Origin of the sequence: Mycobacterium sp. KBS0706, assembly GCF_005938675.2 — a bacterium.
Lineage (GTDB): Bacteria > Pseudomonadota > Alphaproteobacteria > DSM-16000 > Inquilinaceae > Inquilinus.
Genome location: NZ_VCCH02000030.1, coordinates 25,393 through 42,501, shown reverse-complemented (window position 1 = coordinate 42,501; position 17,109 = coordinate 25,393). Strand labels below are relative to the sequence as shown.

Sequence of the window (17,109 nt, the reverse complement as noted above, 5' to 3'; positions counted from 1 at the left end):
CCGCCCGGCCTTGTCGGTTCCCCGCCTCCTCGATCGTCCTATGTTCGGTCCCAACTAACGGAGGAGCCCGGGATGTCCTATGCAGACGGTTTCGTGCTGGCGGTGCCGAAGGCCAGGCTGGAGGAGTACAAGGAGATGGCGCGGAATGCCGGCGCGGTGTGGAAGGACCACGGCGCGCTGGCCTATGTCGAATGCACCGGCGACGACGTACCCTATGGCGAGCTGACCTCCTTCCCACGCGCGGTGCAGGCGAAGGAGGACGAGGTCGTGATCTTCTCCTGGATCGTCTACGAGTCGCGCGCCGCCCGCGACGAGATCGTGAAGAAGGTGATGGCCGACCCGCGCCTGACGATGCCCCCCGCGGGCATGCCGTTCGACGGCAAGCGCATGATCTATGGCGGGTTCGAGGTGTTCGTGGAGCTGTAGCGGTTACGCCGGGTCCCGGTCGAACTGGCCGGCGCCGGCGACCGGCGCCAGCCAGGGCTCGCGGCGGATGATCCAGCCTTCGCGGGTCGGGCGCAGGTCGCCCGGGGCCTCGTCCAGCGCGCCGAGCAGAATCTCGACCATGTCCTCGCCCTCGGCCGGGTGGAACAGGCGCGAGCCGCAGACCGGACAGAAGCTGCGGCCGCGATAGGTGCGCACCTCGCCGGTCGTGGTGAAGGCGTCGCGCGGCCAGTCGGCATAGGCCATGGCGACCGCGCCGGTGGCTTTGCGGCATTCGGTGCAGTGGCAGATGCCGACCACCAGCGGCTCGCCGCGCAGGGTGAAGCGCACCGCGCCGCAGTTGCAGCCGCCCTGGCGCAGGCGCATGCCTCCGGCATCGGCCCGCGGCTCCGGCCGCAACACGGGATAGTCGCTCATCCGGCCCTCCTTCTCCTGACTGCTGCGAGGAACAACGGCGGATCGGACGCTTCGTCACCCGCGAGGCGCTAGCCCCGGTCCGTCAGCAGGCCGGACAGCAGCGCACCGAAGGCCTTGACCGCATGCCGGGCCGCGGCCTCCGGATCGGGGGCGTTGGCGATCCACTGGGCGGCATGCAGCATCGCGCCGTTGAGCAGCCGCGCCGTGGTCTCCGGGTCGACCGGCACGATCACCCCGTCCTCGGCCAGGCGGCGCAGGCTGCCGCTCATCGAGGCGATGCATTCGGACTGGCCGTCCCAGGTCGACGGATCGCCGAGCACCGAGGGGCCATCGCGCAGGACGATGCGCCGGATCTCCGGCTCCAGCGCCATCTCGAGAAAAGCGATGCATTCGTCGGCGAAGGCCTGCCAGGGCGAACCGGCGCGGCCCGAGACCTCGCGCAGCCGGACGTTCATCTCGGCGTCGATCTGGGCGATCACCGCCCGCAGCAGGCCCTTCTTGTCGCCGAAATGATGGTAGAGGGCGCCGCGGGTGAGCCCGGCCTCGGCGGTGAAGTCGTCCATCGATGCCTCGGCATACCCCTTGGTGCCGAAGGCATGGCGGGCCGCACGCAGCAGCTTGGCGCGAGTCTCGGCGATCATTTCGCTGCGGGTGGCCATGATCCTCCCTTCACATACGCAGCGTATGGTAATTGACATACGCCTCGTACGCAATTATCTGCTTCACATACGAGGCGTATGCAAGTGATGCTGCCCACAGCGGGAGAGCGCCATGACCAACCCCTATGCCGAGATCTTTCGCGCCCCCGGCGCCAAGGCCTTCTCGGCCGCCGGCTTCATCGCCCGGCTGCCGCTGGCGATGATGACGCTGGGCATTGTCACCATGCTGTCGCAGGCGCGCGGCGAATACGCGCTGGCCGGCGCCGTCTCCGCCACCTTCGCCCTGGCCAACGCGCTGATCGCGCCGCAGATCTCGCGGCTGGTCGACCGGCGCGGCCAGGGCCGGGTGGCGATCCCGGCCACGCTCGTCACCGTTGCGGCGATGGCCGGGCTGATGCTGGCCACCCGGTTCGGCGCGCCCGACTGGACCCTGTTCCTGTTCGCCATCGGCGCCGGCGCCATGCCGAGCCTGAGCGCCTTCGTGCGGGCGCGCTGGACCGAGCTGTATCGCGACACGCCGCAGCTGCGCACCGCCTTCGCCTTCGAATCCGTGGTCGACGAGGTAATCTTCATGACCGGCCCGATCGTCGCGATCGGGCTGAGCGTCGCCGTCTTCCCGGAGGCCGGGCCGCTGGTCGCGACCCTGCTGCTGGCCGCCGGCGTGGCGCTGTTCAGCGGGCTGAAGGCAACCGAGCCGCCGGTGCATGCGGCGGAGGCCGGCCGCGGCCGCTCCGTCGTCCGGCTGGGGTCGGTGCGGGTGATCGCGCTGACCATGGTCGCGGTCGGCGCCATCTTCGGCACCGCCGAGGTCACCGCCGTCGCCTTCGCCGAGGCGCATGGCGCCACCGCCGCCGCCAGCCTGATGCTGGCCGCCTATGCCCTCGGCTCGCTGATCGTCGGGCTGGTGTTCGGGGCAATCAAGCCGCGGATCTCGCTGGCCACCCAGTTCGCCCTGGCGATCGGCCTGGCGGCGCTGACCACCCTGCCGCTGCTGATCGTCGACAGCATCCCGGCGCTGGCGCTGGTGCTGTTCCTGGCCGGCGCCGCGGTGTCGCCCACCATCATCACCGCCATGGGGCTGATCGAGCGGCTGGTGCCGCCGTCGCAGCTGACCGAGGGCATCACCTGGGTGATGACCGGGATCGGCATCGGCATGGCCGTCGGCTCCTCCGCCTCCGGCCGGATCATCGACGAGTTCGGAGCGTCGGCCGGATTCTCAGTCTCGGTCGCGGCCGGGACCACGGCGCTGGCGATCGCTCTGCTGGGCCAGCGCTGGCTGCGCGGCCGGGCGCCGGCCGGTGCGGCTTTGCCCGTAGAAGCCTGACCGGCCGTTCGGTCAATCGTAGGTTGGATTCGCGATGCGAGACCACCCTACGCGTTGCCTCTCAGAGATGCGGCCCGAGCAGCGACAGGTCGGCGGGGCCGAGCCGGTCCTTGGCGGTGCGCAGCTGGTGCCAATAGGGATACAGCACCGGCGGCGCGCTGACCTGGTCCAGCCGCGCCCGCTCTTCCGCTGTCAGCACCAGGTCGGCGGCGGCGAGGTTGTCCTTCAGCTGGGCCTCGGTGCGGCCGCCGATGATCACCGAGGTGACCGCCGGCCGGCCCAGCAGCCAGGCCAGCGCCACCTGGGCGCCGGAGACGCCGCGGGCCTCGGCGATGCCGACCAGCGCGTCGACGATGGCCCACAGCCGATCCTCGTCGCGGATCGGCGGCTCGTCCCAGCCGGCGAGCTGGCGGGTGCCCTCCGGCGTCACGTTGCGGCGATGCTTGCCGGACAGGAGGCCGCCGGCCAGCGGGCTCCACACCAGGATGCCGAGGCCCTGGTCGATCGACACCGGCACCAGCTCGTACTCCGCTTCGCGCGCCTCCAGCGTGTAGTGGATCTGCTGGCTGACGAAGCGCTGGCGGTGCGTGCGGTCGCTGACACCGAGCGCCTTCATCAGGTGCCAGCCGGAATAGTTCGAGGCGCCGATGTAGCGGACCTTGCCCTGGCGGACGAGGCTGTCGAGCGCGTCGATCGTCTCCTCCAGCGGGGTCTGCCCGTCCCATTGATGGACCTGGTACAGGTCGATCACGTCAGTCCGCAGGCGCTTGAGGCTGGCCTCGCAGGCCTCGATCAAATGGTGGCGCGACAGGCCGCGGTCGTTCGGGCCATTGCCCATCGGGAAGCGCGCCTTGGTGGCGATCAGCACGCCGGCCTTGCGCCTGCCGCCCAGCACCTCGCCGATGATCTCCTCCGACCCGCCGGTCGAATAGACATCGGCCGTGTCGATCAGGTTCACGCCGGCGTCCAGGCACAGGTCGATCTGGCGCCGCGCCTCGTCGACGCCGGCATTGCCGACCTTGGCGAAATTGCCCTTCCCGCCCATGGTCATGGTGCCGAGGGTGATGGCGGAGACCTTGAGGCCGGAGCGGCCGAGCAGACGGTATTCCATGACGGCGCCTCTCTGTATTGGGGTCGACCAGTCCTAGACCCGCCGGTTTCAGCGTTCCAATGGAAAGATCAGATCACTTTCAGCGCCAGCGGTGCTGAATGGCCGGCCGCGATTGCGCCGCGGGGCGGGGCTCTGCACACTCCCTGTTTCCGGCCGGCCGCCAGGACCCGCTCATGCGATCCACCATCGCCATCCCGGTCACCGTCCATCCGACGCCGGACGCGCTGGGCCGCGCCGTCGCCCAGCGCATCCTGGGCGGGATCGAGCGCGCGGCGGAGGAGAACCGGCCCTACCTGCTGGGCTGCCCGGCCGGCCGCTCGGCCGCGCCGGTCTATGCCGCGCTCGGGACGCTGGCCGGGATGACCCGGTTCGACCTGTCGCGGCTGGTGCTGGTGCTGATGGACGAGTATCTGGTCGAGGGGCCGGCCAAGGAGCTTGGACATCCGGTGCTGTGCGACCCGCGGGCGCATTACAGCTGCCGCCGCTTCGCCGAGCAGGAGATCCGCGCGGTCGTGAACGCCAGGCTGCCGACGCCGCGGCAGCTGCCGGCCGCGGGGATCTGGTGCGCCGACCCGGCGCGGCCCGACGCCTATGACCGGCGGATCCGCGATGCCGGCGGCATCGACCTGTTCCTGCTGGCCAGCGGCGCCAGCGACGGCCATGTCGCCTTCAACCCGCCGGGCAGCCCGGCCGAGAGCGGCACAAGCATCGTCGCGCTGGCGGAGGAGACGCGGCGCGACAACATGGCAACCTTCCCGGGCTTCGCCGCCATCGCCGAGGTGCCGCGCCGGGGCGTGTCCGTCGGCCTGGGCACCATCGCCGGGCTGTCGCGGGCGGCGCTGATGATCCTGCACGGCGCCCACAAGCGGCAGGCGGTGCGGCGGCTGCTGGAGAGCCGCGACTTCGAGCCCGACTGGCCGGCCACCATCCTGCATCGCTGCCGGCATCCGGAGATCCATCTCGACGCCGCGGCCGCGCGGGAGGCGGCGTGACCGGGAAGAAGGCGTTATCGATCGCGGCACGGAGCCGGGTTCCGGCCGCGATCGACCGCGCCCGGCTCAGCTGAACACCGCCTCGTAGAAGCGGAGCCCCTGGGCTTTGAGCACGTCCGCCGGTGCCGGCGCCACAGGGTTGATGAAGACGCCCTCCATCAGCCCCTTGGCCGGGTGCCGGATGTTGTAGACCTGCGCACCGAGCTCCGGCACCGGCGGCGCCGTGAACAGGATCGCGAAGGGGTGGCGCCGCAGCAGGCCCGGCGACCCATATGGCGAGAGGCGGGCAGCGACCAGCGTCGCCTCCACCCGCCCGCCCGGCCCCTCGACCACGAAGGTCCGGCCCGTGTGGTCCTTGAAGTCGTCGAAGCTGAGCTCGGCGAGCAACATGGCGCTTCCTCAGTTGCGCGATGGATAGATGCCTTCCAGCGCGATGATCCAGTTGATCGCCAGATAGGGCGGCGTGATCGAGAAAGGCTGGGTGCCGCCGGCCGGGCCGGTCGCGCCGGTGACCGGGACCGCCAGGGCGACCGCCGGGGTGGAGCCGCCGGGCGCGAAGGTGTTGACGTTGACGGTCGAGCCGGAAGCGCTGTCCAGGAAGTTCGGTGCCCCCAGGATCGAGCCGTTGTCGGCCGTCGTCTGGGAGGTGCTGCCGGTGTTGGTGGTCACCGTCTGTTGCCCGGCCAAAGTCCCTGCAGGATGGGCGTGCGCCGGCATGTTGTTGGTGGTCAGGGTCGTGTTCTCGGTGCCGCCCATCTGGCCGAGAACATAGTTGCTCAGCCCCGGCCCCTGGCCGGCACCGATCGGCAGCCGGCTGAACAGGTTGGGCAGGGCGAAGGTGGTCACGCCGTCGCCGCCATAGGTGGTGCCGAGCAGGCTGAACAGCGCCTGGTTCTGCGCGATCGACATGATCTGGCCGCCGCAGAACGCCCAGCCGCGCGGCGCGAAGTTCGGGGCCCAGCCCATGATCGTGGCAAGAAAAGCTTCCATTCCGAAATGCTCCTGACAAGGGTCAATAATCGTCGAAAACGAGCACGGCGAGGATTGCGGCGCGTCCTCAGTTGCGCGACGGGAAGATGCCTTCGAGCGCGATGATCCAGTTGATCGCCAGATAGGGCGGCATGATCGAGAAGGGCTGGGTGCCGCCGGCCGGGCCGGTCGCGCCGGTGACCGGGACCGCCAGGGCGACCGCCGGGGTGGAGCCGCCGGCGGCGAAGGTGTTGACGTTGACGGTCGAGCCGGAGGCGCTGTCCAGGAAGTTCGGCGCCCCCAGGATCGAGCCGGCGGCAGCCGTCGTCTGGGAGGTGCTGCCGGTGTTGGTGGTCACCGTCTGTTGCCCGGCCAAAGTCCCTGCGGGATGGGCGTGCGCCGGCAGGTTGTTGGTGGTCAGGGTCGTGCTCTCGGTGCCGCCCAGCTGGCCGAGGTCATAAGAGCTCAGCCCCGGCCCCTGGCCGGCACCGATCGGCAGCCGGCTAAACAGGTTGGGCAGAGCGAAGGTGGTCTGGCCATTGCCGCCGTAAGTGGTGCCGAGCAGGCTGAACAGCGCCGTGTTCTGCGCGATGGCCAGGATCTGCCCCCCGCAATAGGCCCAGCCGCGCGGCGCGAAGTTCGGAGCCCAGCCCATGATCGTCGCGAGGAAAGGTTCCATCTGAAATGCTCCTGAAAATGGATCGAGAATGCAACAAACGCACGATGCCGGCTCCTCGCCATCGACAGGATGGCCCGGAGCCGGCATCAGCGAGAATAAAACGAAGAGAAATATAGCTTCAATCTTAATCGATTGAATATGTCTTTATGGCACGAATTCGATACAAATTCAATCGAAATATTATCGCGCCAGCCAGCCGCCATCGACCGGCAGCAGCGTGCCGGTCACATAGCCGCTGTGCGGCGAGGCCAGGAACAGCGTCGCCGTCGCCAGATCCTGCGGCACGCCCCAGCGGCCGGCCGGGATGCGGTCGAGGATCTGGCGGGTGCGCACCGGGTCGGCGCGCAGCGCCTCGGTGTTGTCGGTCTCCATATAGCCGGGGGCGATGGCGTTGACGGTGATGCCCTTCGGCGCCAGCTCGTTCGCCATCGCCCGGGTCAGCCCGGCGATGCCGTGCTTGGCAGCGGTGTAGGACGGCACCCGGATGCCGCCCTGGAAGGACAGCACCGAGGCGATGTGGATGATCCGGCCCCGGATGCCCTGCCCCACCATGTGGCGGGCGACGGCCTGGCTGAGGAAGAAGGCGCTCTTCAGGTTGACCGCCATCACCGCGTCCCAGTCCGCCTCGCTGAACTCCAGGAGGTCGGCGCGGCGGATGATGCCGGCATTGTTGACCAGGATGTCGATGCCGCCGATCCGGGCGACGATGTCGGCCACCACCGCTTCGAGCCCGGAGGAATCCCCCAGGTCGCGCACCACCTCGACGAAGCGGCGGCCGGTGCCGGCGACCGCCGCCGCGGTGTCCGGCATCGGGCGCGAGCCGAGCCCGGCGATGTCGGCCCCGGCCTCGGCCAGCGCCAGGGCGATGCCCTGGCCGAGGCCGGTGCGCGCGCCGGTGACCAACGCCACCTGGCCGGACAGGTCGAACAGGCTCACAGCAGGTCCCCCATGGCGACGAAGTCCATGTCGGTGAAGGCCTGGTTGTCGCCGGCCATGCTCCAGATGAAGGCATACGCGGCGGTGCCGGCGCCGCAATGGATCGACCAGGGCGGCGACAGCACCGCCTGCTCGTTGCGCACCACCAGGTGGCGGGTGGCCGCGGGCCGGCCCATGAAATGCATCACCACCGCATCGGCGGGCAGCTCGAAGTAGAAATAGGCCTCCATCCGCCGGTCATGGGTGTGCGCCGGCATGGTGTTCCAGACGCTGCCGCTGTGCAGCCGGGTCAGGCCCATCAGCAGCTGGCAGGTCGGCAGCACCTCGGGGTGCAGGTACTGGTGCAGGGTGCGGCGGTTGCTGGTCTCGGGCGCGCCGAGCTCCTTGACGATCGCCTGGTTCCGGGCGACCACCCGCGACGGCAGGCCGGCATGGGCCGGGGTCGAGTTGATGTAAAACTTCGCCGGGTTGGCCGGGTCGACGCTGGCGAAGGCGACCGAGGCGATGCCCTTGCCGAGATAGAGCGCGTCCTGCGGCCCGACCTCGTACACCGCGCTGTCGGCGGTCACCCGGCCGGGCCCGCCGACATTGATCAGGCCGAGCTCGCGCCGCTCCAGCAGCGTGGCGCTGCCGACCAGCTTCGCCAGATCCTCGCCGACCACCAGCGGCGCATCGGTCGGTACCGCGCCCATCACCAGCATGCGGTCGTAATGGGTGTAGGTCGCGCTCAGCCCGCCCGGCGCCATCAGCTGCTCGATCAGGAAATGCCGGCGCAGATCCTCGCCGTCGAGCATCTCGGCCTGCTCGTAATGCACCGCCTGGCGGGTGGTCGCGGCGTCGCTCGCAGTCATGCTGTCCTCTTCGCGTCTATCGGATGCGGCCCGGGGCGGGCTCGTCGAACAATTCGGGGTGTTCAGCCTCGATCCGCGGCAGGGCGCGCAGGATCTCGGTCAGGTGGTGGCGCATCGCCCGCTCCGCCGCGTCGGGGTCGCGGGCGTCGATCGCCGCCATGATGGCGCGGTGCTGGTCGACCAGCGGCAGCATCGCCTCGGCGCCCGGCAGCGTCAGGGTGCAGATCCGGTCCATATGCGCCTTGAGGTCCTCCACCGCCATCCAGGCCAGGCCGCAGCCGGCGCCCTCGGCAATGGCGATGTGGAACAGCTCGTCGGCGCGCTGGAAGTCGTGATGGTTGCCGCGCGACGCGGCCTTGGCCTGGGCGTCGAGCAGGTCATCGATGCGCTCGCGGCTCGACCGGTCGAAGCCCTCGCAGGCGCGCCGCACCAGCGCCACCTCGACCGTCTCGCGGACGAAGCGAGCCTCGGCCATGCGCCGCACCGACAGCTTGACCACGACCGTACCGCGCTGCGGCTGCACCTCGACCAGCCGGGTCTTCGCCAGCGCGATCAGCGCCTCGCGCACCGGCTGGCGCGACACGCCGTAGCGCTGGGCGATCTCCTGCTCCGACAGCCGGGCGCCGGGCGGCAGCTCCAGCGCCACGATGGCGCGGCGCAGCTCGCGCTCCAGCCGATGCGCGGCGGATTCGAAGCTGTGGGCGGGGTCGATCTTCACGCCGGATCCTGCATGCCGTTGCCGCCTTGCATAACAGCCCATACTACCATACACAAGAATCCAGATCAGCCGATGGAGCCCGCCATGAGTTCGAGCCGCGACCTGGCCATCGCTTTCACCGAGGCGCGCCGCGCCGCCCGCGCCCTGCCGGATTATCCCGGCACGCTGCCGCCGGACCTGCCCACCGCCTATGCGGTGCAGGAGGAAGCGCTGGGCCTGTGGACCGATGCGCTGGTCGGCTGGAAGGTGGCCGGCATCGCCGAGACCTGGCGGCCGCGCTACGACGCGCCGCGCCTGGCCGGGCCGGTCTTCGCCCGCAATTTCCGCGACGCCCGCGAGCGCCGGGTGGAAACGCCGGTGATCCGCGGCGGCTTCGGCGCGGTCGAGGCCGAATTCGTGCTGCGGATCGGCCGCGACATCCCCGCCGAGGCACGGCCGCGCACCCTCGACGAGATGCGGCCCTTCGTGGCCGCGGTGCATGCCGGGATGGAGATCGCCGGCAGCCCGCTGGCGACGCTGAACGACCTCGGCCCCGGCGCCGTGGCCAGCGATTTCGGCAACAATGCCGGCCTCGTGCTCGGCCCCGAGATCCCGGCGTGGGACAGCCGGGCGCCGTCCGACTGGACCGTGCGGATGCGGGTCGACGGCGAGGTGGTCGGCGAGGGCAGTGCCGCCCGCGTCGCTGGCGGCGGGCCGATCGCCTCCCTCGCCTTCCTGGCCGAGCATCTCGGCCGCCGCGGCCGGGACCTGCCCGCCGGCAGCTGGGTGCTGACCGGCATGACCACCGGCGTCCATGTGGTGAAGCCGGGCGACCGGGCCGAGGCCGAGTTCGACGGCGTCGGCGCTGTCGACGTGCTGATCACCGCCGCCGTCGGCTGAGCCTCCCCGTCATCGGGCGATGGCCACGCCGGCGTGCTTGGCCTTCTCCTCCGGCTCGACATGGATGCTGATGATCGTGTCGGCGCCGATGTCCTGTTTCAGCGTCGCTTCGATCCGGTCGCAGATGTCGTGCGCCCTGGAGACGCTCATCGTGCCCGGCACGACCAAGTGGAAGTCGATGAAGGTCATCCGCCCGGCGTGCCGGGTGCGCACGTCATGGGCTTCGAGAGCGCCGCCGCCGGTGCGCGCGATCGCCTCGCGGATGCGCACCAGGGTCTCCGGCGGCACCGCCTCGTCCATCAGGCCGCCGACCGAATCCCGGACCATGACGTAGCCGGACCAGAGGATGTTCAGCGCCACGATCGCGGCGAGGATCGGATCGAGGATCTGCCAGCCGGTCAGGGCCACCAGGCCGACCCCGACCAACACCCCGCCGGAGGTGTAGACGTCGGTCAGGACGTGCCGGCCGTCCGCGACCAGCGCCGGGGCGCGGAGGCTGCGACCCCAGCGCAGCAAGGCCCAGCCCCAGGCACCGTTGATGGCCGACGCCACCCCGCTGATCGCCAGGCCCAGCGCCGGCGCATCGAGCGGCTGGGGGTCGAGCAGGCCTGCATACGCCTCGCGCAGGATCGACAGCGCGGCCAGCACCACCAGCAGCCCCCCGAAGACCGCGGAGAAGTACTCGGCCTTGGTGTGGCCGTAGGAGTGGTTGGCATCCGCCGGCTGCGACGAGACCCGCAATGCGATGAAGGCGGCGCCGGCCGCGAGCACATTGATGATGCTCTCGAGCGCGTCGGAGTACAGCGCGATCGAGCCGGTGACCCAATAGGCCAGGAATTTGAGTCCCAGCACCAGCGCCCCGACGAAGATGCTGGCCAGCGCGGCCTGGGAGGCGCGGTCCATCAGCGGCCGCTTCCTGTTCCAGGGCAAAGGCGGAGAGCCGTCGGCTTCGTCTCGGACCAGGACATGTCTCTCTGAGCCTCGACCTGAGGATTCCGGAGGAAAAGCTGCCGCGACGTGACGACACTCCACGCCATGGAGTGCATCATAGCCGCCAAGCGCCGCAAGGCGTATGCGTCATGGGAGGAAGGGATGGGCGTTCTGCCGTCCGCTCTGTCGTCGAACGGCTATGCGCTGGATTGCAGCCCGGCGCGGCTGGGCTGGCTGGCGCCGAGCGATCCGGCGGAGGGTCTCGCCGCTCTGCGGTCGCGCTACGACTCCGAAGGCTATCTTTGGCTGCGGTCGCTGCTGCCGCGGGCGGCGGTGCTGGAGTTCCGCCGCCATGTCTTCGCGCAATTCGCCGAATTCGGCCTGCTGGCCGAAGGCTCCGACCCGGTCGAGGGCAGGACCTCCGACCGCCCGGCCGATGCCGCCTCGCGTGGCCGGCTGATGGAGCTGGTGCGGTCCTCGGCCTTCGAATCCTTCTGCCTGATGCCGGAGCTGTGGCGCTTCATCGACCGACTGATCGGCGGCAACTCCACGCTGCACCGGCGCAAGATCCTGCGCTTCACCCGGCCCGGCGACCCGGGCGCGACCGGGGCGCATTACGACCTGATCTATCTGCGCGCCGGCACCGACCGGCTGGTCACCGCCTGGATCCCGATCGGCGACGTGCCGGTGCGGATGGGCGGCCTCCTCTACCTCGAAGGGTCGCATCGCCTGGGCCGCGAGATGGAGGCGGAGTTCGGCCGCAAAAATGCCGGGCTGTCGCCGGAGGAGCGGATCAGCGCCTACAACCGCAACATGACGGAGACCGGCTGGATCTCGAAGGACCTGCCGGCGATGGCGGAGCGCTTCGGCACCCGCTGGCTGGCCGCGGATTACGCCGCCGGCGATGTGGTGCTGCACAGCCCCTACATGATCCACGCCGCGACCCGCAACGACGACCCGGACGGGATCCTGCGCCTGTCGGCCGACATCCGCTTCCAGGACGTCCGCGACGAAGCCGACCCGCGCTGGGGGAGCCACTGGGGCCTGGGCGACGGGCTATAGTCATGAGCCGCGGTCCCAGGGTGGGACACCGCGGAAGGACTCGGCCAGGAAGTCGACCATGACGCGAACCTTGGCGCTGAGATAGCGCCGGCTGGGATACACCGCCAGAACGTCGATGTCGGCCATCCGGTAGCCGGGCAGCAGCGGCACCAGCCGGCCCTGCCGCAGGTCGCCGCCGATCAGGAAGGTCGGCTGCCAGATGATGCCGAGCCCCGCCAGCGCCGCGGCGCGAACGGTGTCGCCGTTGCTGCTGTGCATGACGCAGGGCACCTTCACCGCATGCGGCCGGCCGGAATCGTCGGCCAGATGCCATTCGTCGAGGGTCGCGGCGCCGCTGTAGCCGATGCAGTCGTGATTCAGCAGGTCGGCCGGCACCGCCGGCACGCCGCGGCGGGCGATGTAGTCGGGCGAGGCGCAGACGATGTTGCGCGAGGTGGCGAACCGGCGCGCGACCAGCGCCTGGGAGCCAGTGCGGGAGATCCGGACCGCCAGATCGTATCCCTCGCCCACCAGGTCGACGACGCGGTCGACCAAATCGACATCGAGTTCGATCTCCGGATGCCGCGCCAGGAAGCGCGGCCACAGCGGCGCCAGATGCAGGATGCCGAAGCTGACCGGCACGTTGACGCGCAGCCGCCCTCGCGGGCTGAGCGCGGCGGAGGAGGCGATCGCCTCGGTCTCCGCCACCTCGTCCAGGATCGCCCGCGCCCGCTCGGCCAGCGCCTGCCCCGCCTCGGTCAGCGACAGCCGGCGCGAGCTGCGGTTGAGCAGGCGGACGGCGAGATGCGCCTCCAGCTCGTTGACATAGCGGGTGACATTGGCCGGCGAGGTGTCGAGCGCATCGGCGGCACGGGTGAAGCTGCCCTTGGCCACCACCGCGGCGAAGATCTCATAGGCGCGCAGCCGGTCCATCGACGCCAATCATTCAGCAAAGCTGAATAATCCTATCAGGATCGTTCCCTTCTTCCCAGCTTTCCTGCGACATATCTTCGAAGTCGACGGCGGGCGTCGGGCCCGCCTCGATCCAGGAGATCCCAAGATGCGTCGTTTGGAAACCAAGGTCGCGATCATCACCGGCGCCAGTGCCGGCATCGGCCGGGCCACCGCCCTTCTGTTCGCCGCGGAAGGCGCAAAGCTGGTGCTCGGCGCCCGTCGCGAGGCCGAGCTTGCGAACCTCGTCGCCGAGATCGAGGCAACGGGCGGCCAAGCCGTGGCGCTGGCCGGCGATGTCCGCTCGGAGGACTATGCCAAGGCACTGGTTGCGCTCGCGGCCGAGCGCTTCGGCCGGCTGGACATCGCCTTCAACAACGCCGGCACGCTCGGCGAGACCGGGGCCAGCATCGGCGTCTCCGAGGCCGGGTGGAACGACACGATCGCCATCAACCTGACCGGCGCCTTCCTGGGCGCCAAGCATCAGGTCGCCGAGATGGCGAAGCACGGCGGTGGGTCGGTGATCTTCACCTCGACCTTCGTCGGCCACACCTTCTCTTTCCCCGGTGTCGCCGCTTATGCCGCCAGCAAGTCCGGCCTGATCGGCCTGACCCAGGCGCTGGCCGCCGAGTTCGGGCCACAGGGCATCCGCGTCAACGCGGTGCTGCCCGGCGCCGTCGACACCGCCATGTATCGCACGGCGAACGCCACGCCGGAGGCGCGGGACCATCTGAGCAGCCTGCACGCGCTGAAGCGCGCCGGCACGCCGGAGGAGATCGCCCGCTCCGTCCTGTACCTGGCGTCGGACGATGCCTCCTTCGTCACCGGCACCGCCTCGCTGGTCGATGGCGGCATCTCGATCGCGCGGGGGTGATTGCCCAGGGGCGGGACGGGTTCCCGCCCCCTCACCCGCCGCCGCGGTAGAGGATGCGGAACTGGCGGGGCGGCATGGCGAAGTGGCGGCTGAACGCCTCATAGAAGCGCGACACCGAGCCGAAGCCAGCCTCGAAGGCGATGGTGACGATGTCGGTGTCGGTCGACAGTAGCAGCGCCTGCGCCACGTACAGGCGCTGGCGGGTGAGATAGCCGCCGATGCTCAGGCCCAGCGCCTCGCGGAAGATGGCCATGGCATAGTTCGGATGCAGGCACACTGACGCCGCCACGTCGGACACCGAGATCGGCTCGCTGGCATGGGCGGCGATGAACCCGGCCATGGCCCAGACCTTGGCGTGCCGGCCCTCGGAGGCGGCGGCGCCGTCGCCGGTGTCGCTCAGCACCTCCCAGCCGCACAGGTCGCTGCGCCGCAGCCGCTGCTCGATCTCCTGCCGCACCAGGGCGGTGATCCGGTCGTCGCCGCGGTTCAGCTCGGCATGCCAATGCTCGAACTGGGCGGCGTCGAAGGGCAGCGGCGCCCGGTCGCCGATCATGCCGCCGCCCAGCACAGCGCTTTTCAGCCGCGGCCCCAGCGCCGCGCTGAGGAACATCTCGATCGGCAGGTACAGGCAGACGAAGCTGGCCGGGCTCGACGCCTCGATGGTCTGGTGCGGGATCGCGCCCCAGAAGAACACGAAGTCGCCGGCGCCGATGGTCACCCGCTTTCCGTTGAACAGATAGGTCGCCGCACCCTCCAGCATCAGGTTCAGCTCGATCTGGCTGTGCTGGTGCGCCCGCCGCATCACCAGAACCTCGCGCCGCGTGTCGGCGCTGACGATCCGCTCAGACAGGCCCGGCAGTCTCGGTATGCGCGCAGTCGAGGCTCGGCTCATTGCTCACCTTAGGATCCCGGAAGAATTCGTCCCTGATCGGGACGACATGCGGAAACCATCGGATTCATACTCCCGGCACAAGGCGACGATAAGCTCCGAGACGAGGGGTCCCACCTCTGGCAGGCCGGACCCGTCCGTCGGAACACGAGGCCAAACCGAGGGAGGACCCTGATGAGTGGACTAGGCAGGATCGCCGGCATGATGTCCGGCTTGGCCGGAGCGGCCGTCTTAGCCCTGACGGCACCGGCGATGGCGCAGTCGGATGTGAAGGGCGAGATCACCGTCTGGAGCTGGAACGTAGCGGCGACGGCCCTGAAGGCCGTGGTGCCCGACTTCAACAAGGCCTATCCGAACGTCAAGGTGACGGTCGAGGACCTGGGCAACCAGCCGGTCTATGACCGCGGCCTCGCCGGCTGCTCGGCCGGCGGCATCAACATGCCGGACGTCTATTCGGTCGAGAACCATGAGTCCGAGGTGTTCTGGGCCCGCTTCCCGGACTGCTTCCTGGACCTGAAGTCGCTCGACGCCAAGGAGGCCGACCTCCTCGCCAAATTCCCGAAATTCAAGCTGGCGGAGCTGACCGTCGGCGACAAGATCTACGCCATGCCCTGGGATTCCGGGCCGGCCGTGGTGTTTTATCGCCGCGACATGTATGAGGCCGCCGGCGTCGACCCGGCCAAGATCGCGACCTGGGACGATTTCGTCGCCGCCGGCAAGGCCGTGCAGGCCAAGGCCGGGGCCGACGTCAAGTTCCTGTCCTTCAACAGCGGCGGCACCAGCACAACCTGGTTCCGGATCCTCGCCAACCAGGCCGGCTGCGCCTATTTCGACGAGACGGGCGAAAACGTCACGGTCAGCCAGCCCGGCTGCGTCCAGGCGCTGGAGACGGTGAAGAAGATTTCCGATGCCGGGCTGTTCATGGATGGCGACTGGGACGGCAGCCTGCAGGCGATCAAGGCCAACCGGCTGGCCAGCTCGGTCTACGGCGCCTGGTACGAGGGCTCGGTCCGCGGCAATGCGCCGGAGCTGAGCGGGAAGTGGGGCATCTTCCAGTTGCCGGCCTTCGAGTCCGGCGGCAACCGTGCCGCCAATATCGGCGGCTCGTCGCTGGCCATCCCGGCATCCTCGAAGAACCCGCAGGCGGCGCTGGCCTTCATCAACTTCGCGCTCGGCCGGCCGGACAGCCAGATCACCCAGCTCAAGGCCTCGGGCCTGGTGCCGACCCTGCCCGACGCGGTCAATGATCCCTATGTCCAGCAGGCGCAGCCCTATTGGGGCGGCCAGAAGATCTGGGAGGTGGTGCTGAACACCCTGTCGCAGATCAAGCCGGCCCGCGGCACCCAGTATTTCGCCGAGGCCGACAACATCGCTGACGGCATCCTGCTGGCCTATCTGAAGGGCGGCTCGAAATCCGCCAAGGAGACCCTGGACGAGGCAGCCGAGCAGATCTCCGCCGCCACCGGCCTGCCGGTCGCCGAGTAATGGGAACCGCCACCCGAGCCGGCCTCCAGGCCCCGCGGACACGCGGGGCCCCAGCCGCCGCCCCCTCGGAGGCCAGCGTCGGGTGGCGGCGCCGGCGCCATGCGCTGGCGCCATACTGGTTCCTGCTGCCCTATCTGCTCGTCTTCGCCGTGTTCTGGTGCTGGCCGATCATCGATTCGGCGCTGCTGTCGCTGCAGAACACGCGGGTCAATCCCTGGGCCTGGAACATGGCGATCAACTGGCGGCGCCTGCTGGTCGACCGCGCCTTTCAGGAGGCGCTGAAGAACACGCTGATCATCCTGGTGATCCAGGTGCCGGTGATGCTGACCCTGGCCACGCTGCTGGCCGTGGCCTTGAACTCGCCGCTGTTGAAGCTGCGGCCGATCTACCGCTTCGCCTTCTTCGCGCCGGTGGTGGTCAGCGATGTCGCCTATTCGGTGGTGTTCCGGCTGCTGTTCAACGGCCAGTTCGGCGCCGTCAACCACGGCCTGGCGGCGCTGGGCCTGGCCCCGATCGACTGGCTGAAGGACCCGAACGCCGCCATGGCCACGATCATGGTGGCGGTGACCTGGCGCTGGACCGGCTACAACGCCATCATCCTGCTGGCCGGGCTGCAGTCGATCCCGCGCGACCTGTACGAGGCGGCGGCGATCGACGGTGCATCGCCGGCTGACCGCTTCTTCCGCATCACCCTGCCGCTGTTGAAGCCGATCGTGATCTTCTGCCTGGTGCTGTCGATCATCGGCACCATGCAGCTGTTCACCGAGCCCTGGCTGATCACCGACCGCGGCGGCCCGGGCGGCGCCACCGAGACGCTCGGCACCTATCTCTACAAGCAGGGCTTCGTCAGCCTGAACTTCGGCTACGCCGCGGCGATCGCCTACACCATCGCCGGCATGGCGGCGGTGATGGCGGCGCTCAACCTCGTGCTCACCCGCGGCCGGAAGGCCTGAGGAGGAT

General features: G+C 69.7%; 20 protein-coding genes. 8 read left to right on the top strand and 12 right to left on the bottom strand.

Going from position 1 to position 17,109, the window contains the following annotated elements; all coding sequences use genetic code 11:
• Window positions 1–72 precede the first annotated feature (72 nt).
• Entirely contained in the window at window positions 73–426 is a 354-nt protein-coding gene (locus tag FFK22_RS17780) for a DUF1428 domain-containing protein (RefSeq protein WP_138888674.1), read from the top strand.
• Between the two features lie 3 nt (window positions 427–429).
• On the opposite strand, the gene FFK22_RS17775 is transcribed toward FFK22_RS17780, so the two are convergent.
• Together FFK22_RS17775 and FFK22_RS17770 are read right to left on the bottom strand one after the other, a co-directional pair.
• Window positions 430–861 carry a GFA family protein gene (locus FFK22_RS17775; RefSeq protein ID WP_221938672.1) on the bottom strand — a complete coding sequence of 144 codons (432 nt, stop codon included), beginning with the start codon at window positions 859–861 and terminating at the stop codon, window positions 430–432.
• A gap of 68 nt (window positions 862–929) precedes the next feature.
• The gene (locus FFK22_RS17770) at window positions 930–1,520 is read right to left on the bottom strand and encodes a TetR/AcrR family transcriptional regulator (RefSeq protein ID WP_221938671.1); all 591 of its coding nucleotides are present in this window, start codon (window positions 1,518–1,520) and stop codon (window positions 930–932) included.
• Between the two features lie 112 nt (window positions 1,521–1,632).
• Between FFK22_RS17770 and FFK22_RS17765 the strand changes: the two genes are divergently transcribed.
• Window positions 1,633–2,844, top strand: a complete 1,212-nt coding sequence (locus tag FFK22_RS17765; RefSeq protein WP_138888675.1) for an MFS transporter — start codon at window positions 1,633–1,635, stop codon at window positions 2,842–2,844.
• A 61-nt stretch (window positions 2,845–2,905) separates the two neighbouring features.
• On the opposite strand, the gene FFK22_RS17760 is transcribed toward FFK22_RS17765, so the two are convergent.
• Window positions 2,906–3,955, bottom strand: a complete 1,050-nt coding sequence (locus FFK22_RS17760; protein WP_138888676.1) for an aldo/keto reductase — start codon at window positions 3,953–3,955, stop codon at window positions 2,906–2,908.
• A gap of 173 nt (window positions 3,956–4,128) precedes the next feature.
• Between FFK22_RS17760 and FFK22_RS17755 the strand changes: the two genes are divergently transcribed.
• Window positions 4,129–4,947: a 6-phosphogluconolactonase gene (locus FFK22_RS17755; RefSeq protein ID WP_221938670.1), complete on the top strand. Its 819-nt coding sequence runs from the start codon at window positions 4,129–4,131 to the stop codon at window positions 4,945–4,947.
• Window positions 4,948–5,013: 66 nt separating this feature from the next.
• On the opposite strand, the gene FFK22_RS17750 is transcribed toward FFK22_RS17755, so the two are convergent.
• The 6 genes from FFK22_RS17750 to FFK22_RS17725 form a co-directional block, all read right to left on the bottom strand.
• Complete coding sequence (locus FFK22_RS17750) at window positions 5,014–5,337, bottom strand: hypothetical protein (protein ID WP_138888677.1); 324 nt, start codon at window positions 5,335–5,337, stop codon at window positions 5,014–5,016.
• Between the two features lie 9 nt (window positions 5,338–5,346).
• Window positions 5,347–5,937 carry a phage tail protein gene (locus tag FFK22_RS17745; RefSeq protein ID WP_138888678.1) on the bottom strand — a complete coding sequence of 197 codons (591 nt, stop codon included), beginning with the start codon at window positions 5,935–5,937 and terminating at the stop codon, window positions 5,347–5,349.
• A gap of 67 nt (window positions 5,938–6,004) precedes the next feature.
• Window positions 6,005–6,595 (bottom strand): phage tail protein, encoded by a 591-nt coding sequence (locus tag FFK22_RS17740; RefSeq protein WP_138888679.1) that lies wholly within the window; start codon window positions 6,593–6,595, stop codon window positions 6,005–6,007.
• A gap of 180 nt (window positions 6,596–6,775) precedes the next feature.
• Window positions 6,776–7,531: a 2-dehydro-3-deoxy-D-gluconate 5-dehydrogenase KduD gene (kduD, locus tag FFK22_RS17735; protein ID WP_221938669.1), complete on the bottom strand. Its 756-nt coding sequence runs from the start codon at window positions 7,529–7,531 to the stop codon at window positions 6,776–6,778.
• Window positions 7,528–8,382 carry a 5-dehydro-4-deoxy-D-glucuronate isomerase gene (kduI, locus tag FFK22_RS17730; RefSeq protein WP_138888680.1) on the bottom strand — a complete coding sequence of 285 codons (855 nt, stop codon included), beginning with the start codon at window positions 8,380–8,382 and terminating at the stop codon, window positions 7,528–7,530. The genes kduD and kduI overlap by 4 nt, the downstream gene beginning before the upstream one ends.
• A 16-nt stretch (window positions 8,383–8,398) precedes the next feature.
• Window positions 8,399–9,100 (bottom strand): GntR family transcriptional regulator, encoded by a 702-nt coding sequence (locus FFK22_RS17725; protein WP_221938668.1) that lies wholly within the window; start codon window positions 9,098–9,100, stop codon window positions 8,399–8,401.
• 84 nt (window positions 9,101–9,184) lie between these two features.
• On the opposite strand from FFK22_RS17725, the gene FFK22_RS17720 reads away from it, so the two are divergent.
• Window positions 9,185–9,979, top strand: a complete 795-nt coding sequence (locus FFK22_RS17720; protein ID WP_186002524.1) for a 2-keto-4-pentenoate hydratase — start codon at window positions 9,185–9,187, stop codon at window positions 9,977–9,979.
• 9 nt (window positions 9,980–9,988) lie between these two features.
• On the opposite strand, the gene FFK22_RS17715 is transcribed toward FFK22_RS17720, so the two are convergent.
• A complete protein-coding gene (locus FFK22_RS17715) occupies window positions 9,989–10,882 on the bottom strand; it encodes a cation diffusion facilitator family transporter (RefSeq protein WP_138888683.1) in 894 nt (297 codons plus the stop codon).
• A 189-nt stretch (window positions 10,883–11,071) separates the two neighbouring features.
• Between FFK22_RS17715 and FFK22_RS17710 the strand changes: the two genes are divergently transcribed.
• On the top strand, window positions 11,072–11,971 hold the full coding sequence (locus FFK22_RS17710) for a phytanoyl-CoA dioxygenase family protein (protein WP_138888684.1): 900 nt from the start codon (window positions 11,072–11,074) through the stop codon (window positions 11,969–11,971).
• Here the strand turns inward: FFK22_RS17710 and FFK22_RS17705 are convergent, their stop codons facing one another.
• On the bottom strand, window positions 11,972–12,883 hold the full coding sequence (locus FFK22_RS17705; protein WP_138888685.1) for a LysR family transcriptional regulator: 912 nt from the start codon (window positions 12,881–12,883) through the stop codon (window positions 11,972–11,974). It lies immediately after the preceding gene.
• Between the two features lie 127 nt (window positions 12,884–13,010).
• Between FFK22_RS17705 and FFK22_RS17700 the strand changes: the two genes are divergently transcribed.
• Window positions 13,011–13,775 carry an SDR family oxidoreductase gene (locus tag FFK22_RS17700; protein WP_138888686.1) on the top strand — a complete coding sequence of 255 codons (765 nt, stop codon included), beginning with the start codon at window positions 13,011–13,013 and terminating at the stop codon, window positions 13,773–13,775.
• Between the two features lie 31 nt (window positions 13,776–13,806).
• Here FFK22_RS17700 and FFK22_RS17695 read toward each other — a convergent pair whose 3' ends face one another.
• A complete protein-coding gene (locus FFK22_RS17695; RefSeq protein WP_138888687.1) occupies window positions 13,807–14,667 on the bottom strand; it encodes a helix-turn-helix domain-containing protein in 861 nt (286 codons plus the stop codon).
• A 249-nt stretch (window positions 14,668–14,916) separates the two neighbouring features.
• On the opposite strand from FFK22_RS17695, the gene FFK22_RS17690 reads away from it, so the two are divergent.
• Window positions 14,917–16,149 (top strand): ABC transporter substrate-binding protein, encoded by a 1,233-nt coding sequence (locus FFK22_RS17690; protein ID WP_221938667.1) that lies wholly within the window; start codon window positions 14,917–14,919, stop codon window positions 16,147–16,149.
• Complete coding sequence (locus FFK22_RS17685) at window positions 16,149–17,102, top strand: carbohydrate ABC transporter permease (RefSeq protein WP_138888688.1); 954 nt, start codon at window positions 16,149–16,151, stop codon at window positions 17,100–17,102. The genes FFK22_RS17690 and FFK22_RS17685 overlap by 1 nt, the downstream gene beginning before the upstream one ends.
• Window positions 17,103–17,109: the final 7 nt, after the last annotated feature.